The following is a 17056-nucleotide window of genomic DNA, read 5'->3' on the forward strand; positions in this document are numbered from 1 at the left end:
TCGTGACAGACGACGGACGGGAGGCGCGGTGCCAGCTGGCACCGCGCCTCCCGTCCGGTACACGGTCGCGAACACACGACGGTGGCGTCGCCACCTTCTACATGTCGGCGATGAGACGGAGCGTGTAGCCGTCTGGCACCGTCTGGTGTTCGACGTAGTGCATGAACACCGGCGCAGCCTGGTCAGCCGTGAACAGCTCGGCAGGATGCCGGGGCTCGTGCGCCGCCTGCACGTCGATGGTCTCCGTGAGCGGTTCGGTGAGATCGTGGGCACGGCCGATGATGTAGAAGCGGTACTCCCCGTCGTCCTCGCGGCGGCGCAGCTCCACGCTCATCTTCTCGGCGGTGCCACCGGCCTGCAGGTAGGAGTTGCCGTACTGCTCCTCAGTCTTGTCGGGGTTGAACATCCAGTCGGCGTCGTCGGGACACCACCAGAGCCTCCACGCGAAGTGCTCGTCGTTGTCGAGGAGTCCCAGCATGCGGCGGACCTGGTCGGGCATCGGCCGGAAGGTGTCCCGCAGGATGCTGCTGATGCTGCTGTTGGTCTCTTCGATGATCATGTGCCGCTTCACTCGTTGCGCTGACCGAGGTGATCTGGATTCGTTCTCCGTTCAGTGTGGCCGACGCGGGATGGTCATTGTTGAACGAACGCTCCGGCAACGAGGTGCTCCCGGTGACACGCTGGTCCCATGTCCCCCTCCAAGGTCATCGCAGCACTCGGGAGTTCCTTCGCAGCCGGCCCTGGCATCGAGCCGATCGTCGACGCCAGCGCCGTGCGGTCCGCGAAGAACTACGCGCACCAGCTCGCCGGACGCCTCTCGGCGGAACTCGTCGATCTCACCGTCTCGGGCGCGACGACGGCGAATGTCCTCGACACCCCGCAGCAAGCCTTGTCCGGTGTCGTCTACCCGCCGCAGGTCGACGGCGTTCCGGCCGATGCCGACGTGGTCACCGTGACCGCCGGCGGCAACGACCTGCAGTTCGCCGGTGCGATGTTCTCCGTGGCGTTGCGCCGGACGGCACCGGAATCTCCCATGGTCGCCACGCTCAGCACCATGTTGCCGGACGACATCCCCGCACCGACCGACGAGGCCGTCGAAGCGGCGACAGCGGGACTCGTGCAGGTCGTCGAGAAGGCCCGCGAGAAGGCACCACGTGCGCGGATCATGCTTGTCGACTACCTCACGGTGGTGGACGGCGACTCGCTCGAGCACACGCCGTTCGACCAGGACGAGCTGGATCAGTTCCTGGTCATACAGACGGCGATCCGCAAGGTCTTCCGCGACGCGGCATCGAGGACCGGCGCCGAACTCGTCCTCGCCTCGGCGCTGAGCGAGGGCCACGCGCTCGGCTCAGCGAAGCCCTGGATCCAGCCGTTCCACCTGGACATGTCCTCGTTCCACCCCAACGAGGCCGGCATGACCGCCATCGCCGCGGAGCTGGAGCGCACGCTCAACGCGTAGGCCTCCACCGGTCACATCAGCCCACCTCAAGCACCCCGTGGACAGCGCTCGTGGGCAGTCGGAAGTCTTTGGCACCGGCGAGAACACGTCGAGACTCCACGCGCTCGCGCGACACATGACGGACGGGAGGCGTCACCATCTTCTACATGTCGGCGACGAGACGGAGCGTGTAGCCGTCGGGGACCGTCTGGTGTTCGACGTAGTGCATGAACACCGGCGCAGCCTGGTCGGCCGTGAACAGCTCGGCAGGATGCCGCGGCTCGTGCGCGGCCTGCACGTCAATGGTCTCCGTGAGCGGTTCGGTGAGATCGTGATCACGGCCGACGATGGAGAAGCGGTACTCACCGTCGTCCTCACGGCGGCGTAGCTCCACGCTCATCTTCTCCGCGGTGCCACCGGCCTGCAGGTACGAGTCGCCGTACTCGTCGATGACCGCCTGCGGGCCGGCGCGCCAGGTCTGGTCGTCGATCGGCGCGGAGAAGACGAGCCACGCGAAGTGGTCGTCGTTGTCGAGAAGGCCGAGGCTACGTCGCACCTGCTCCGGGAGCGGTCGGAACGTGTCGTTCAGCACACTGCTGACCGACCCGTTGGTTTTCGTGATGATCAAGGCGGGCTCCTCCACGTGCTCGTCGGCGACAGAGGTGATCGTGATCCGCGCTCCTCTGAGCGTGGCACACGTGGGTTCGTCGGGGCATCACACCCCCCCTGGTCCGACGTTGGCAGCTCGCGGTTCGGCGCTCGCCGAACGGACCATGGCGTCGACGAACGAGATGCCCGCTCGGCCCAGGCTGCGATCGCACATCCCGAGCCGCGGACCGTCGCTGGACGACTCAGTGGGGCCTGTCGAACGATTTGAGCTCCTGCGGTACTGCGGACACCGAACCGCGTACCCGGATCGGCATCGGGACGAGCTGTTCACCGACGGTCAAGTCCGGGTCAAGGAGGATGCGGACCGCCAGGGCCCCCATCTCCTCGTACGGCAGCGCCGCGGTGGTGAGGGTCGGTTCGAGGTACAACGCGATGTCGTCGTCGTCGAAGGAAACGACTGAGACGTCCTCGGAGACCCGGAGTCCCGCTTCGGTCAGGGCGCGGTAGACACCGAAGGCGAGCCGGTCGTTCAGGGCGATCACCGCTCCAGGGCGACGGCCGCTGGCGAGCAGGCCCCGCATGGCTTCGTAGCCGTGGTCGGGATCCCACTCGGGCATGTCGATCTCACTGATCGGCACGACGTCGTGGGCCGCGAGGGCCGCCGATATCCCGGCGAGGCGCCGTTCGATCGCGCGGGTGGTCCAAGCCGGGCGGACGGACCGATCGCGGCCGATGATGACGACGTCCTCGGTGTGGCCGGCGTCGAGCAGGAGCCGCACGATCGACTCGCCGCCGGCGTGCTCATCGGCGAGGACGGTGGCGGTCGGACGGGATGCGACTGCGTTGAGCATGACGACGGGGATGTCCGCGTTGATCTCAGGGAGTTCGACGGCGTGCGGTCGGATCGAAGCGTAGATGAGCCCGTCCACCTGGTGGTCGACGAGCACACCGAACGACGAGACGATCCCGGCCTGCTGGTCCTCGGTCTCGGTGATGAAGAGGACGTATCCCTGGCGCTTCGCCTCGGCGAGGGCGCCGCGGATCATGCCCGACCCGAACCGGTCAGTCGTGATGGCCTCGGAGACGAGTCCGATGACACCGGACCGGCGAGTGGTGAGTGACCGTGCGGTGAGGTTCGGTCGGTAACCGAGTTCACCCGCTGCGGCACGGATGCGGGCTGCGGCGTCGACGGAAACGCGCGATGCCGGGTGGGAGTTGAGCACCTGCGAGACGGCTGCCTTGGACAGCCCGACGCGAGCGGCGACGTCGGAGAGCGTCACTCGACGGGCGCTCATCTCGACCTCGTCGTCATTGTTCGCACCTCTCCAGCATACGGGCTTGACAGACCGTGGTGAACCGGTACACCATACGTGATTAACCGGTTCACCATGGCGGTGGACCCCTCGATGATGAGTGGTGGAACCCCGTGCACGACCTTCCCTCGACCGACGGCCAACGCCGCTTCCGGGCAACGGTGCTCCCGTGCTGAGGCTCCCCGACCACTGGGTGTGGGACTTCTGGTTCGCCGACGACGGCGACCGCCACCACGTGTTCTTCCTCCACGCACCGCGGTCACTCGGCGACGAGCACCGTCGACACCGTGCAGCCCGCATCGGTCATGCCGTCTCCGACGACCTCGTCGACTGGGCGATCCTGGACGGACCGTTCGGGCCCGGTCCCGACAACGCGTTCGACGGGACGACGACCTGGACCGGGAGCGTCGTGCGCGGCCAGGACGACCGCTGGCGGATGTTCTACACCGGCACACGGTTCCTCGAGGACGAGCCCGTCCACACCAACATCGAGACGGTCGGGGTCGCCGTGTCCGACGACCTCGTCACCTGGCAGAAGCTGCCCGGCCCTGTGACGCGCTCCGACCCCCGCTGGTACGAGACCCTCGGCAACGACCCCGACGTCGACGGCGCACTCTTCCCGGAAGAGGCCTGGCGCGACCCGTGGGTCCACGAGGACCCCTCTGGCGGCCTCTGGCACATGCTCGTCACCGCCCGCTCCACCGAGGGAGCGCTCGACGACCGCGGAGTCATCGGACACGCGACGTCCACCGACCTCGAGCGCTGGGAAGTACAGCCACCGCTGACCTCACCCGGATCGGGCTTCGTCCACCTCGAGGTACCGCAGGTCGTGCAGGTCGACGGCGCCTGGTTCCTGGTGTTCTCCTGCCCCGCTGACGCCCTCAGCACGGCCAATCCACGCGCCGACGAGACACCGGGCACCTGGTCGGTCCCGATCGACGGGCCCTTCGGTCCGTTCGACGTGACGGATGCCGAGCCGCTGACCGACGTGACGTGCTACTCGGGCCGGATCGTCCGTCGTCGCGACGGCTCACCCGTCCTGATGACCTTCGCGAACGGCCGCGCCGGAGAACCCCTGCCCGGCTTCCTGCACGACCCGGTCGACGTGCACGTCGTCGACGGTCGGCTGGCCCTCCGTCCAGCGGCGCCCACGGCCCAGACCCAGACCCACCCCTGCCCCGCCGGCAGCGGTACGGCCGCTCCCTGAGCGCCGTCCCACCGACCGACACCCGATCCCACTCAAGGAGAACCATGCACACAACGTCCCTCGTCCGCCGGACAGGAACGGTCATCGCCCTCGCCGCGGTCGCCGCTGCTGCCCTCACCGGCTGCTCCTCCGGCTCCGCTTCCAGCAGTGCTGCTGGCAGCGGGACCGGCAGCATCGTCGTCTGGGGCCACCAGGGCCAGGACTCCGAGGTCGCGGCCATCCAGAACGCCGTCAAGGGCTTCAACGCGTCGCAGAAGAAGGTGAAGGCGACCCTGAAGCTCATCTCCGGCGACACCTACACCAGCACCGTGACGAACACCCCGACGAACAAGCTGCCGGATGTGCTCGAGATCGACGGCCCGACGCTCGCGAGCTACGTCTACAACGGCAAGCTCACTCCGCTCAGCGACTACGTGTCGAAGTCCACCGTCAGCAACGCCACGAGCGGCTCGATCGCCGAGGGTACCGACAACGGCAAGCTCTACGGCCTCGCGCAGTACAGCTCGGCGATGGGCCTCTACGGCAACAAGAAGCTCCTCAAGGCCGCCGGTGTTCAGCTCCCGACTTCGCCGTCCACTGCGTGGACGCCGGAACAGTTCTCGGCGGCGCTGAAGAAGCTCGCCGCGGCGAACTCCTCAGGGAAAGCGCTCGACCTCACCGAAGCGTCGCTGAACGCCGAGTGGGGCACGTACGGCTTCTCGCCGATGGTCCAGTCTGCCGGGGGCAACCTCGTCCAGGGTGACAAGGCCACCGGTGTGCTGAACTCCGCCGCCTCGGTCAAGGCCCTCGAGGACATCGCGTCCTGGAAGCCATACGTCGACGCGAACACGGACGGCAACGCCTTCCAGAACGGCCGCGTCGCGCTGAGCCTCAGCGGACACTGGAACTACCCGGCCTACTCGAAGGCGGTCGGCAGCAACCTCGTGGCCCTGCCGCTGCCGAACTTCGGCAAGGGTGAGAAGGTCGGCGCCGGGTCCTGGACCTGGGGCATGAGCTCGGCCACCAAGAACGGCAAGGCCGCAGGTGCCTTCATGGACTACCTGCTCAACGACACCAGCGTCAAGGCGATCACGGACGCGAACGGTGCTCCGGCAGCGACGAAGTCCGTGTTCGACAAGCAGGCCGACTACCAGCCCGGTGGTGCCCTCGCCCTCTGGGGGCAACAGCTCGAGCAGTCCTGCCCCGCCACGGCGATCACGGACTCCTGTATCGCGGTCTACCGACCGGTGACCCCGGGCTACCCGGTCATCACCTCGAAGTTCGCCAGTGCGCTCTCCGCGGTCTGGGGCGGCGCCGACGCGAAGGAGCAGCTGACCACCGCGGCCCAGTCCATCGACCAGGCCTTCTCCGACAGCAACGACTACAAGTGATCGGCGGTGGAGACGTCGGCCTGCCCGACGTCTCCACCGGCACCGCCCCCGAACAGGACGACCAGGAGCACCAGTGACCAGCACGACCAGTCCCCAGTCGGATGCCCCGCCGACGCCATCCAGGGCGCGGGAGCACCGCGCTCCCCGACAACGGCGCAAGCAGCGGAGCGGCACCTTCGCCGGTCCGCTGATGGCCCTCCCCGCGATGAGCGGCATTGTCCTGTTCATCGCAGTACCCTTCGTCGCCGCGATCGGGCTGTCGTTCTTCAACGTCCAGATCGGGTCGCCGCGTCCGCCGACGTTCCTCGGGTTCACGCAGTACGTGCGCCTCTTCACCGACCCCGTCGAGGCGCCGCAGTTCTTCCGCGCTCTCGGCAACAACCTCTTCTTCGCCGCGGTCGTCATCCCGGTGCAGACCGGGCTGGCGCTCGTGTTCGCCGTCCTGCTCAACCAGCAGCTCAAGGGCATCAAGTTCTTCCGCACGTTCTTCTTCATGCCCGTCGTCTTCCCCATGGCGCTCGTCGCCGTCATCTGGCGCGTCATCCTCGACCGCAGCGGGGACGGCCTGCTGAACAGCGCGGTCGAGACCGTGACCGGCGGGACCGTCGGCGCGCACAACTGGCTCGGCTCCGGCAACACGGCGATGCTCTCCGTCATCGTCCTGTCGGTCTGGCAGGGCGTCGGCTTCCAGATGGTGATCATCCTCGCGGCGTTGCAGGAGATCCCCGAGGAGCGCTACGAGGCCGCACGACTCGACCGAGCGAACGTCTTCCAGCAGTTCCGCTACATCACCGTGCCCGGCGTCCGGAACACCCTGATCTTCGTCGTGCTGCTCACGACGATCTTCGCCTTCCGGGTCTACGACCAGGTGTACATCCTGATCACCACCGCCGGCGGGAACGAGAACGCCCTCCGCACGGTCCTGTACCAGGCGACGAACGCGATCCTCGCCGAGAACAGCGTCGGTCAGGCTGCCGCCATCTCGGTGGTCCTCTTCCTGATCATCGTCGTCATCACCCTCGTCCAGCGAGCCGTCCTGCGCCAGAGGAGCGAAAGTTGAGCACCATCCGACCCACCCGCAAGCGACTCTCGAAGGCCGGCTCCTACGCCATCCTCATCGTGATGTCGGCGGTCATGTTCTCGCCGATCTACTACCTGCTGATCGGCAGCTTCAAGCCGAGCTCCGAGGTCCTCGACGGCTTCACCGGCTTCCTCCCCATCCACCTGTCGCTCCAGAACTACCTCGGGGTCTTCAAGGCCCTCGACTCGGACGCGACGGGGTACTTCTGGCGGTTCATGGGCAACTCCGTCGCCATCTCGCTGGTCATCGTGCTCGGCGGGCTCGTCGTGAACTCGATGGCGGGCTACTCCTTCGCGCGCCTGCAGTGGCGCGGCAAGAACGCGGTGTTCGTCATCGTCGTCCTGCTGATCATCGTGCCGTTCGAGTCCGTCGCGGTCCCGCTGCTGTTCCTGCTGAACGGCCAGCGCGACACCCTGTTCGTGCAGATGATCCCGTTCGTGGCGAACGCGTTCTCGATCTTCTTGTTCTACACGTTCTTCCTCAACCTGCCGAAGAGCATCGAGGAGGCCGCGCGCCTGGACGGTCTCGGGGCATTCGGCACGTTCGCCCGGGTCGTCGTCCCGAACGCCAGACCGGTCTTCGCGACCGTGGCCATCCTCACGTTCCTCAGCTCGTGGGGGTCGTACCTCTGGCCGTCGATCGTGACGTCCGATCCGACCGCCCGCCCGCTCCCGCTCGAGATGAGCGTGTTCTCCGGCCAGACGCCGGTCGACTGGGGACAGACGTTCGCCTTCGGGACCCTGCTGGTGCTGCCGGTCCTGATCGTCTTCCTCGCGTTCCAGCGGTTCTTCATCCAGAGTGTCGCCGGTTCGGCCGTCAAGGGATGACGCTCGCCTGCTCGAGTCGAGGTGGAACCGGTCGGTCGCAGACGCCCCTTCCGAGCTGAACCTCGACGGGGGTGCCAGCAAGCCTCTCGGGCGGCGGGGCCGGTGAACGAAGGACGCCCCGCCGGCCGAAGCCAGCGGGGCGTCCCCGTCGAGTCAGTCCAGGATCAGAAGTCCCAGTCCTCGTCCTCAGTGTTCACGGCCTTGCCGATGACGTACGACGAGCCCGACCCCGAGAAGAAGTCGTGGTTCTCGTCCGCGTTCGGCGACAGGGCGGAGAGGATGGCCGGGTTCACGTCCGTGATGTTCTTCGGGAACATCGGCTCGTAGCCCAGGTTCATCAGCGCCTTGTTGGCGTTGTAGTGCAGGAACTTCTTGACGTCCTCGGTCAGACCGACCTCGTCGTAGAGGTCCTGCGTGTACTGCACCTCGTTCTCGTACATCTCGAACAGCAGCGAGAACGTGTAGTCCTTGAGCTCGTCACGCTCGGCCTGCGTGAGGGTCTCGAGGCCCTTCTGGTACTTGTAGCCGATGTAGTACCCGTGGACGGCTTCGTCACGGATGATCAGGCGGATCAGGTCGGCGGTGTTCGTGAGCTTGGCGCGCGACGACCAGTGCATCGGCAGGTAGAAGCCCGAGTAGAACAGGAACGACTCGAGCAGCGTCGAGGCGACCTTGCGCTTCAGCGGGTTGTCGCCCTGGTAGTAGTCCATCACGATGGACGCCTTCTTCTGCAGGTTCGGGTTCTCCTCGGACCAGCGGAAGGCCTCGTCGATCTCACGCGTCGACGCGAGCGTCGAGAAGATCGACGAGTAGGACTTGGCGTGCACCGACTCCATGAACGCGATGTTCGTGTAGACGGCTTCCTCGTGCGGGGTGATCGCGTCGGGGATGAGCGACACGGCGCCGACGGTGCCCTGGATGGTGTCGAGCAGGGTCAGACCGGTGAACACGCGCATGGTCAGGGTCTGCTCGGCCGGCGTCAGCGTGTTCCACGACTGCACGTCGTTCGACAGCGGCACCTTCTCGGGCAGCCAGAAGTTGTTGACGAGACGGTTCCAGACCTCGACGTCCTTGTCGTCCTGGATGCGGTTCCAGTTGATGGCCTGGACCCGATCAATGAGCTTCAGCTTCTCGACCAACGTGTGTTCCTTACAGAGATGGTGACTAAGTGACGGACTGGAGGCGCGGTGCGGGTTGGCACCGCGCCTCCAGGGAGCAGAGCGGCAGCTCTACAGCATGCAGCTGACGCAGCCCTCGACCTCCGTGCCCTCCAGCGCGAGCTGGCGGAGACGGATGTAGTAGATCGTCTTGATGCCCTTGCGCCATGCGTAGATCTGCGCCTTGTTGATGTCACGCGTGGTGGCGGTGTCCTTGAAGAACAGCGTCAGGGACAGGCCCTGGTCCACGTGCTGCGTCGCCGCGGCGTACGTGTCGATGATCTTCTCGGCACCGATCTCGTACGCGTCCTGGTAGTAGTCCAGGTTGTCGTTCGTCATGAACGGCGCCGGGTAGTAGACGCGGCCGAGCTTGCCTTCCTTGCGGATCTCGATCTTCGACGCGATCGGGTGGATCGACGACGTCGAGTGGTTGATGTACGAGATCGAACCGGTCGGCGGGACGGCCTGCAGGTTCTGGTTGTAGATGCCGTGCTCCTGGATGGACGCCTTCAGCGCCTTCCAGTCATCCTGCGTCGGGATCGTGATGTTCGCGTTGTCGAACAGCGAGGCAACGCGAGCCGTCGCGGGGGTCCACGTCTGGTCGGTGTACTTGTCGAAGAACTCACCCGATGCGTACTTCGAGTCGCGGAAGCCGTCGAAGGTCTCGCCGGTCTCGATCGCGATCTTGTTCGACGCACGAAGGGCGTGGAACAGCACCGTGTAGAAGTAGATGTTCGTGAAGTCGATGCCCTCTTCGGAGCCGTAGTAGACGCGCTCACGAGCGAGGTAACCGTGCAGGTTCATCTGGCCGAGGCCGATGGCGTGCGACTTGTCGTTGCCGTCCTCGACGGAACGCACCGAGGTGATGTGCGACATCTGCGAGACCGAGGTCAGGCCGCGGATGGCGGTCTCGATGGTCTTGCCGAAGTCGGGCGAGTCCATCGTCAGCGCGATGTTCAGCGAGCCGAGGTTGCAGGAGATGTCCTTGCCGATCTCCTTGTAGGACAGGTCCTCGTTGAAGGTCGTCGGGGTGTTGACCTGCAGGATCTCCGAGCACAGGTTGGACATGTTGATCCGACCCTTGATCGGGTTGGCCTTGTTCACCGTGTCCTCGAACACGATGTACGGGTAGCCCGACTCGAACTGGATCTCGGCGATGGTCGTGAAGAAGTCACGCGCCTTGATCTTCGTCTTCTTGATGCGCGAGTCGTCGACCATCGCGCGGTAGTTCTCGGAGATCGGGACGTCGCCGAAGGGGACGCCGTAGACCTTCTCGACGTCGTACGGCGAGAACAGGTACATGTCCTCGTTGTTCTTCGCGAGCTCGAACGTGATGTCCGGCACGACGACGCCCAGGGACAGCGTCTTGATGCGGATCTTCTCGTCGGCGTTCTCGCGCTTGGTGTCGAGGAACTTCATGATGTCCGGGTGGTGGGCGCTGAGGTAGACCGCACCGGCACCCTGACGCGCACCGAGCTGGTTCGCGTAGGAGAAGGAGTCTTCCAGCAGCTTCATCACGGGGATGATGCCCGAGGACTGGTTCTCGATTTGCTTGATCGGGGCGCCGGCCTCGCGGATGTTGGAGAGGAGCAGGGCCACGCCGCCGCCGCGCTTCGAGAGCTGCAGCGAGGAGTTGATGCCGCGCGAGATCGACTCCATGTTGTCCTCGATGCGGAGCAGGAAGCAGGAGACGAGCTCGCCGCGCTGTGCCTTCGCCGTGTTGAGGAACGTGGGGGTCGCGGGCTGGAAGCGGCCGGCGACGATCTCTTCGACCAGGTCGATGGCGAGCTGCTCGTTGCCCTGGGCCAGGCCGAGGGCGGTCATGACGACGCGGTCCTCGAAGCGCTCCAGGTACCGCTTGCCGTCGAACGTCTTGAGCGTGTAGCTCGTGTAGTACTTGAACGCGCCGAGGAACGTCTGGAACCGGAACTTCTTCGAGTACGCCAGGTCGTTGAGTCGCTGGATGAAGTCCAGCGAGTACATGTCGATCGTGGCTTGTTCGTAGTACTCGTTCTCGACCAGGTAGTCGAGCCGCTCCTTCAGGTTGTGGAAGAAGACGGTGTTCTGGTTGACGTGCTGCAGGAAGAACTGCTTGGCGGCCTCACGATCCTTGTCGAACTGGATGTTCCCGTCCGCGTCGTAGAGGTTGAGCATCGCGTTGAGGGAGTGGTAGTCCATCCCCGTCTGCGGCGACGTCAGATCGACGTCTGCAACTGCTGCGTCCAAAATGCATCCAATCCTGAGTTGACCGCCGACACGTCGTCAGGGGTCCCGAAGAGTTCGAATCTGTAGAGAAGGGGGACATTGCACTTCTGTGCGATGACGTCCCCTGCGAGGCCGTACGCCTCGCCGAAGTTCGTGTTGCCACCCACCACCACGCCGCGGATGAGCGAGCGGTTGTGGGCGTCGTTGAGGAACTTGATGACCTGCTTGGGCACTGCCCCGTCGCCGTTGCCGCCACCGTAGGTGGGCAGCACCAGGACGTAGGGTTCGTCCACGTGCAGGAACGGTTCGCTCGGGTAGATCGGGATCCGGTCCGCATCGCGGCCGAGCTTCTCGACGAAGCGTGCGGTGTACCCGGACACGCTCGAGAAGTAGACCAATCGGCTCATGGTGCGCTCCTCGTGGAAAGGTGCGGACAGGCGGACCGGGCGGGCCAGGAGAGGCGAGTCGCGCCTCCCGAGATGCCCTGCCTGCGGGCCCCTTCGGGGCCCGCAGGACGACTACGCCAGTTCGGCGCTGAGGGTCGCGATCTTGTCGGGGCGGAAGCCCGACCAGTGGTCGTCGTCCGTGACGACGACGGGGGCCTGCATGTAGCCCAGGCTCTTGACGTGCTCGAGCGCTGCTTCGTCCGTGGACACGTCGTGCACTTCGTACTCGATGCCCTTGTTGTCGAGGGCCCGGTACGTCGCGGTGCACTGGACGCAGGACGGCTTGGTGTAGACGGTGACGGCCATGTTCTCCCCTGGTTCCTACTGGTTTCTGCTGTGCTGTGGAGGTGGTGCTGATGTCTGTCCGCAGTCGTGTCCGGGAGGGGCCGCTGCGATGCCTCCACACTACATCTAGTGGCTAGCCGCAGCACCGACCACTAGAGGAAGTGTTACAGCCGTGTAGTTCTCCACAACGCCCTCCACAGTCTGTGGATTCCCGGGAGGCCCGAGTTTCCGCCAGTCTGCGGCCGGCCACCGACACTTCCCCACACCGGGGGACAGTCCCGATCCACAGATGTGGAATCAGCCCATCGGCGTGTCGCGAAGGCCCCCTCCCCAGGACGGGGGACACCCCGATCCGGCCGGTCCGTACACTCGTCTCGTGAGTACGTACGGGCCCCTCCTGAAGACCCCTGGCGTGGGTCGTGTCATCGCCGCACAGCTCACCGCACGGTTCCCGTTCGGCATGCTGTCGCTGGCCTACCTGCTGCACGTCGAGCACGTGTTCCACTCCTACGGCGCCGCCGGTCTGGTGCTCGCGACGACGAGTGTCGGGCAGGCGCTGGCCGGGCCGCTGACGAGCCGCTGGATGGGCAGCTGGGGCATGCGCCCCGTCCTCATCCTGACGAGCATCGTCGCGCTGGTCAGCATGGTGGTGATCGCATTCGTGGTCATGCCGCTCTGGGGATACGTGGTGGTCGGGTTCCTCGGCGGGCTGGCGGTCCCGCCCGTGCAGCCGGCGGTGCGCACCATCTACCCGAAGATGGTGACGTCGGCGCAGCTCACACCGCTCTTCTCCCTCGACGCCAGCGCGCAGGAGCTCATCTGGGTCGCCGGCCCGGTCATCACCACCTTCGTCGCCACCCAGGTCGGCACGGTCGAGGCGATCGTCGTCGCCATGGTGTTCCTGGTCGTCGGCGGCACGTGGTTCATCGCCTCCCCCGAGCTCGGACGCGTCCGCATCCCCCGTTCGAAGCGCGCGTTCGGTGTCGTGCTGAAGCGTCCAGCGGTCGTCGTCGCCACCCTGACCGGCCTGCTCCTGATCGGGGCGTGCGCCGCGGTCGAGGCGAGCGTCACCAGCGTCTTCGGCGAGGGCAGCCCGAACGCCGGCATCGTCCTCGCGGTGTTCGCGGTCGGCTCGCTCGCCGGTGGCCTGGCGTTCGGCCACCGCCCGATCTCCCGCAACACCCTGTGGACGCGCATGGCCGTCGTGTTCGTCGGCCTCACCCTGGCCCTCGGCGGCACGGGCTTCTGGTGGCTGTGCCTCGCCCTGGTCATCGCGGGTGTGGGCATCGCGCCGGCCCTCGCCGTGATGTTCGGTTCGGTCTCCGCCACCGTCAAGTTCTCCGACACGGCCGAGGCCTACGGCTGGATGGGCACCGGCCAGCTGATCGGCGCGGCCGGCGGTTCGGCGATCGCCGGCTTCCTGATCGACGGCAGCGGCCCCGTCGGCGGCTTCACCGTCGGCGCCGTGATGGCCGGGCTGGGCGTGCTGCTCCCCCTGGCGATGCGGAGCTGGCTGCCCGACCTGCGCGGCCGCGACGCCAGCCCGCTCCCCGACACCGAGCCGGTGCACCTGCCGACCTGAGCGGACGCTTTCGGGCGTACCTGGTCGAATCGGGCGTACCCGGTCGGAAGTTCTGAGCAGGTACGCCCGTTTCCACTCGCCATCGCCGCCGGTATGGGAAGGAACGTGCGCCCGGCGTACGGGTCGCGTTCTCCACAGATGGCCTGGAGGCCCGGCGCGCGCCCGCCAGGCACCGGCAGGATGGGTGCATGGTCACCTCAGTTCCCCTGCGCGACGGCCGCTCGATCCCCGCGATCGGCTTCGGCGTCTACAAGGTCGACGACGCCCAGGCCGAGACGGCGGTCGGCCTCGCGCTGGACGCCGGCTACCGGCACGTCGACACCGCCGAGATGTACGGCAACGAGACCGGCGTCGGCAAGGCGATCCGGGCCTCCGGGCTGGACCGTGACGACGTCTTCGTGACGACCAAGGTGTGGAACGACCACCAGGGGCGCGACGCGACCCTGCGGGCATTCGACGGAAGCCTCGAGCGACTGGGGCTCGACGCCGTCGACCTCTACCTGATCCACTGGCCGGCCGCCGCGAACGACCGCTACGTCGAGACCTGGCGGGCGCTGGTGGAACTGCGCGAGTCGGCGCGGGCTCGGAGCATCGGCGTCTCGAACTTCCAGGTGCCGCACCTGCAGCGACTCATCGACGAGACCGGCGAGGTACCGGCGCTGAACCAGGTCGAACGGCACCCCTGGCTGCCGCAGCGCGAGCTCATCGCGTTCCACGAGCAGCACGACATCGTCACCGGGGCGTGGTCGCCGCTCGGCCGCGGGCGCCTGATCGACGAGCCGGTGCTGACCGGCATCGCGGACGCACACGGGGCGAGCGTGGCGCAGGTGCTCGTGCGGTGGAACGTCCAGCAGGGCGTGGTGGTGCTGCCGAAGTCGGTCACGCCCTCGCGGATCCGGTCGAACCTCGACGTGGACGGGTTCGAGCTGACCGACGACGAGCTCGCGGCGATCGCGACACTCGAGTCCGGCCAGCGGACGGGCTCCCACCCGGACACGGTGTCGTAGCGGGCGGGGTACGCACCGGTCAGCCACGGCGAGGGCAAGGTCGTACTGTCGAGGGGTGATCGATCCTCAACAGGCCGCCCGTGAACATCTGCGTCCCGATGAGCACCTGTACTGGGCGGGCACCAGTGACCCGGCCAAGCTCTTCTCGGGCCGCGACGGCTTCCTCATTCCGTTCTCGCTGCTCTGGTGCGGATTCGTCGGCTTCGGCACCGTCAGCGTCCTCCGAGACGGTCAAATCGGGCCAGAGCTCGTCATCTTCCCGCTCTTCCTCGTCCTCGGCCTCCACTTGCTGTTCGGCCGGTTCCTCGTGAAGCTCCACCGGAAGCGGACGACGGTCTACGCCGTGACCGACCGCCGCGCCCTGGTCATCACGTCGTGTGGGACCCGCGACGTCCCGGTGGGCCGATCGGACCGCACGACGCGCTGGTCGGCCGACCGACGGCACTGCACGGTCGAGTGGCAGGAGCAGTTCGGTCCGTTCGCTGGCGTGACCCGCGGTCTGCAGACGCAGATCTACGCGAACACCGGACTCGATGGATTCTTCGGTCCGCAGCTCGTGGCGTTCTGGGATGTCCGCGACGGCGAGGAACTCGTGCGCGCACTCGAGCTCGCGACCCGGTAGCCCGGATCAGCCCCGGCGGTCCTCCTCTGACTGCCACGGCAGGTGCAGGTCGCCCGGTTCGGGCTCCACGTCGCCGGCGTCGTCCGCGCCGCCGGTCCCGGGGGCCGCGATGACCTTGGACGGGTCGATGCCGTCCTCACGCAGGTCGTCGTCGTCACGCTGCTTCGTCTGGGACGCGTCCATCTCGCGCTCACTCGACGGGCTGTACGACGTGTCCGCCGCCCGCTGCTCGCGGCCGCTGACCCCGTCGACGTCGTCGCTGTGCGCGGCGTCGCGGAGCGCGTCGTTCCGTGCGCGGTCGTCCGACGGCTCGGGGCCGGGGGCGTTCGGGATGCTGTCGCTCATGGTGTTTCCTCCTGCAGCGGACGCTAGTCCTCGGCCCCGTGTAACGAGCCTGGCTCGGTCCGCTCCCCGCACTCGATGACGCCCCTGGCCCCCGCTACGCTGCCGACGAGGGGGAACGATGCGACGACCGCGGTGATCGGCTCGCTACTGGTGGGGCTGCTGCTCGCCGGGTGCACGGCGTTCGGCGGCGACGAAGCGATCCCGACGCCGACACGACAGGCATCACTCGACGGGACGAGCCGGAGCCCGGGAGCCGACCCGACCTCCGCCGCACAGCAGGTCAGCACACCGCAGGTCTTGGCGGCCGGCACGGTCGCCGCCGAGACCGATGTCGTCTCGGCGAGCGGTGACACCCGGATCCACGTGCGGGTCGTCGCGAACGAGAGCGGCACCTTCGACGCGGAGTTGTCCGGCTACCGCACGACGAACCCGCAGTGGATGAGCTTGGAGTTCCGCGGAGGTGACGCTGACGGTGCCGGCGACGCCAGCGGGTACCGTGCCGGAGTCGTCATCTGGGACCCGGAGACCGGCGCTCCGGACTCGGTCGGGCTGTCAGACGCCGGCCCCACTCCGGACTTCCTGCACAGCGTCGCGCTCGTGCCGGCGCCGTCTGATGACGGGGACGATTCCGGACGCACCGGCATCGGCTCCGTGCTCGCAATCGCTCCGTTGCACTGGACGATCCCCGACCCGTACCCGGACCTGCAGGTCGACGTGGGCGCATCGCGGCCCGGGGCGAACGGTTGGGTGCACGAACGTCACGGTGTGCCGGTGTCATACCAGGTGTCGAGCGACGACGCGCAGGTGACGGTCGCCGAACGCTTGGGCATCACCGTCGCGCAACTCCGCTGGCTGAACCCGTCGCTGCAGACCGGCGCGGGCGACCAGCTCATCACGGACACCGATCTCAACCTGGATCCCGCAGCGCGCTGATCCGGTCGCCGCCCCGCCGGACGGAGCCCGTCCGTACGGTCGGTTACGGTTGACCAGCACTCGCGAGCACTCGGCACCACCAGGAGGTCCCATCGTGACGATCGTCGCCGCCGCAGACGGCTCAGCCCTCGGCAACCCCGGCCCCGCCGGCTGGGCCTGGTACGTCGACGACGACCGGTGGGCGGCCGGCGGCTGGCCCCGCGCGACGAACAACATCGGCGAGCTCACCGCCGTGCTGCAGCTGCTCCGTGCCACGAAGGACACCGGCGAGCCGCTGCACATCCTGTGCGACAGCCAGTACGCCATCAAGGCCTGCACCGAGTGGCTCGCCGGCTGGAAGCGCAAGGGCTGGCGGAAGGCCGACGGCAAGCCGGTCCTCAACGTCGAGATCATCAAGGAACTCGACGCGGAACTGCAGGGTCGCAAGGTCACGTTCGAGTGGGTCCGCGGCCACGTCGGTCACGAGATGAACGAAGCTGCCGACGTCCGTGCCCGTGGTGCTGCCACCGCGTTCCAGAACGGCACCGACGTGCCGCACGGTCCTGGCTGGCCCAACGTCGAGGTCCCGGAGCCGTCCGCGCTGCCCGACGCGACCCCGCCCGCGACCCTCTTCTGACCCTTCCGCC

The 17056-nt window shown here is 67.1% G+C and carries 18 protein-coding genes; 10 read left to right on the forward strand and 8 right to left on the reverse strand.

The genetic code is table 11. The features are described 5' to 3' along the window. Positions 1-97: 97 nt before the first annotated feature. Positions 98-559: a hypothetical protein gene (locus ITJ50_RS14900; protein ID WP_156463815.1), complete on the reverse strand. Its 462-nt coding sequence runs from the start codon at positions 557-559 to the stop codon at positions 98-100. Between the two features lie 129 nt (positions 560-688). On the opposite strand from ITJ50_RS14900, the gene ITJ50_RS14905 reads away from it, so the two are divergent. Further along, entirely contained in the window at positions 689-1462 is a 774-nt protein-coding gene (locus tag ITJ50_RS14905) for an SGNH/GDSL hydrolase family protein (protein ID WP_042540819.1), read from the forward strand. Positions 1463-1604: 142 nt separating this feature from the next. On the opposite strand, the gene ITJ50_RS14910 is transcribed toward ITJ50_RS14905, so the two are convergent. Together ITJ50_RS14910 and ITJ50_RS14915 are read right to left on the reverse strand one after the other, a co-directional pair. After that, positions 1605-2069, reverse strand: a complete 465-nt coding sequence (locus tag ITJ50_RS14910) for a hypothetical protein (RefSeq protein ID WP_194590813.1) — start codon at positions 2067-2069, stop codon at positions 1605-1607. A gap of 223 nt (positions 2070-2292) precedes the next feature. Continuing rightward, the gene (locus tag ITJ50_RS14915) at positions 2293-3345 is read right to left on the reverse strand and encodes a LacI family DNA-binding transcriptional regulator (protein WP_031259559.1); all 1053 of its coding nucleotides are present in this window, start codon (positions 3343-3345) and stop codon (positions 2293-2295) included. 187 nt (positions 3346-3532) lie between these two features. On the opposite strand from ITJ50_RS14915, the gene ITJ50_RS14920 reads away from it, so the two are divergent. The 4 genes from ITJ50_RS14920 to ITJ50_RS14935 all read left to right on the forward strand — a co-directional run bounded on the left by ITJ50_RS14920 (position 3533) and on the right by ITJ50_RS14935 (position 7848). Beyond that, the gene (locus ITJ50_RS14920; protein ID WP_042540821.1) at positions 3533-4570 is read left to right on the forward strand and encodes a hypothetical protein; all 1038 of its coding nucleotides are present in this window, start codon (positions 3533-3535) and stop codon (positions 4568-4570) included. Between the two features lie 44 nt (positions 4571-4614). Continuing rightward, entirely contained in the window at positions 4615-5940 is a 1326-nt protein-coding gene (locus ITJ50_RS14925) for a sugar ABC transporter substrate-binding protein (RefSeq protein ID WP_017886891.1), read from the forward strand. A gap of 205 nt (positions 5941-6145) precedes the next feature. Continuing rightward, positions 6146-7000, forward strand: a complete 855-nt coding sequence (locus ITJ50_RS14930; protein ID WP_228499887.1) for a carbohydrate ABC transporter permease — start codon at positions 6146-6148, stop codon at positions 6998-7000. Beyond that, entirely contained in the window at positions 6997-7848 is an 852-nt protein-coding gene (locus tag ITJ50_RS14935) for a carbohydrate ABC transporter permease (RefSeq protein WP_017886893.1), read from the forward strand. Before ITJ50_RS14930 ends, ITJ50_RS14935 begins: the two co-directional genes overlap by 4 nt. Before the next feature lie 164 nt (positions 7849-8012). Here ITJ50_RS14935 and nrdF read toward each other — a convergent pair whose 3' ends face one another. From nrdF to nrdH, 4 genes are all read right to left on the reverse strand, one after another. Next, a complete protein-coding gene (gene nrdF / locus ITJ50_RS14940; RefSeq protein WP_017886894.1) occupies positions 8013-8987 on the reverse strand; it encodes a class 1b ribonucleoside-diphosphate reductase subunit beta in 975 nt (324 codons plus the stop codon). Between the two features lie 90 nt (positions 8988-9077). Continuing rightward, positions 9078-11183 carry a class 1b ribonucleoside-diphosphate reductase subunit alpha gene (nrdE, locus tag ITJ50_RS14945; protein ID WP_017886895.1) on the reverse strand — a complete coding sequence of 702 codons (2106 nt, stop codon included), beginning with the start codon at positions 11181-11183 and terminating at the stop codon, positions 9078-9080. Between the two features lie 17 nt (positions 11184-11200). Continuing rightward, positions 11201-11617, reverse strand: a complete 417-nt coding sequence (gene nrdI, locus ITJ50_RS14950; protein WP_031259561.1) for a class Ib ribonucleoside-diphosphate reductase assembly flavoprotein NrdI — start codon at positions 11615-11617, stop codon at positions 11201-11203. Between the two features lie 111 nt (positions 11618-11728). Further along, positions 11729-11962, reverse strand: a complete 234-nt coding sequence (gene nrdH / locus ITJ50_RS14955) for a glutaredoxin-like protein NrdH (protein WP_017886897.1) — start codon at positions 11960-11962, stop codon at positions 11729-11731. Between the two features lie 355 nt (positions 11963-12317). On the opposite strand from nrdH, the gene ITJ50_RS14960 reads away from it, so the two are divergent. The 3 genes from ITJ50_RS14960 (at position 12318) to ITJ50_RS14970 (ending at position 15152) form a co-directional block, all read left to right on the forward strand. Beyond that, positions 12318-13523 carry an MFS transporter gene (locus ITJ50_RS14960; RefSeq protein WP_031259562.1) on the forward strand — a complete coding sequence of 402 codons (1206 nt, stop codon included), beginning with the start codon at positions 12318-12320 and terminating at the stop codon, positions 13521-13523. A gap of 188 nt (positions 13524-13711) precedes the next feature. Further along, positions 13712-14530 carry an aldo/keto reductase gene (locus ITJ50_RS14965; RefSeq protein ID WP_194590814.1) on the forward strand — a complete coding sequence of 273 codons (819 nt, stop codon included), beginning with the start codon at positions 13712-13714 and terminating at the stop codon, positions 14528-14530. A gap of 55 nt (positions 14531-14585) precedes the next feature. Further along, the gene (locus tag ITJ50_RS14970; RefSeq protein WP_194590815.1) at positions 14586-15152 is read left to right on the forward strand and encodes a hypothetical protein; all 567 of its coding nucleotides are present in this window, start codon (positions 14586-14588) and stop codon (positions 15150-15152) included. Positions 15153-15158: 6 nt separating this feature from the next. Here ITJ50_RS14970 and ITJ50_RS14975 read toward each other — a convergent pair whose 3' ends face one another. Continuing rightward, entirely contained in the window at positions 15159-15497 is a 339-nt protein-coding gene (locus ITJ50_RS14975) for a hypothetical protein (protein WP_111224263.1), read from the reverse strand. A gap of 132 nt (positions 15498-15629) precedes the next feature. On the opposite strand from ITJ50_RS14975, the gene ITJ50_RS14980 reads away from it, so the two are divergent. Together ITJ50_RS14980 and ITJ50_RS14985 are read left to right on the forward strand one after the other, a co-directional pair. After that, positions 15630-16430 (forward strand): hypothetical protein, encoded by an 801-nt coding sequence (locus ITJ50_RS14980; RefSeq protein WP_194590816.1) that lies wholly within the window; start codon positions 15630-15632, stop codon positions 16428-16430. A gap of 94 nt (positions 16431-16524) precedes the next feature. Continuing rightward, entirely contained in the window at positions 16525-17046 is a 522-nt protein-coding gene (locus ITJ50_RS14985) for a ribonuclease H family protein (RefSeq protein WP_017886904.1), read from the forward strand. The last annotated feature ends 10 nt before the right edge of the window (positions 17047-17056 follow it).

It is taken from the genome of Curtobacterium sp. VKM Ac-2889 (assembly GCF_015350855.1).
Classification (GTDB): Bacteria; Actinomycetota; Actinomycetes; order Actinomycetales; family Microbacteriaceae; genus Curtobacterium; species Curtobacterium poinsettiae.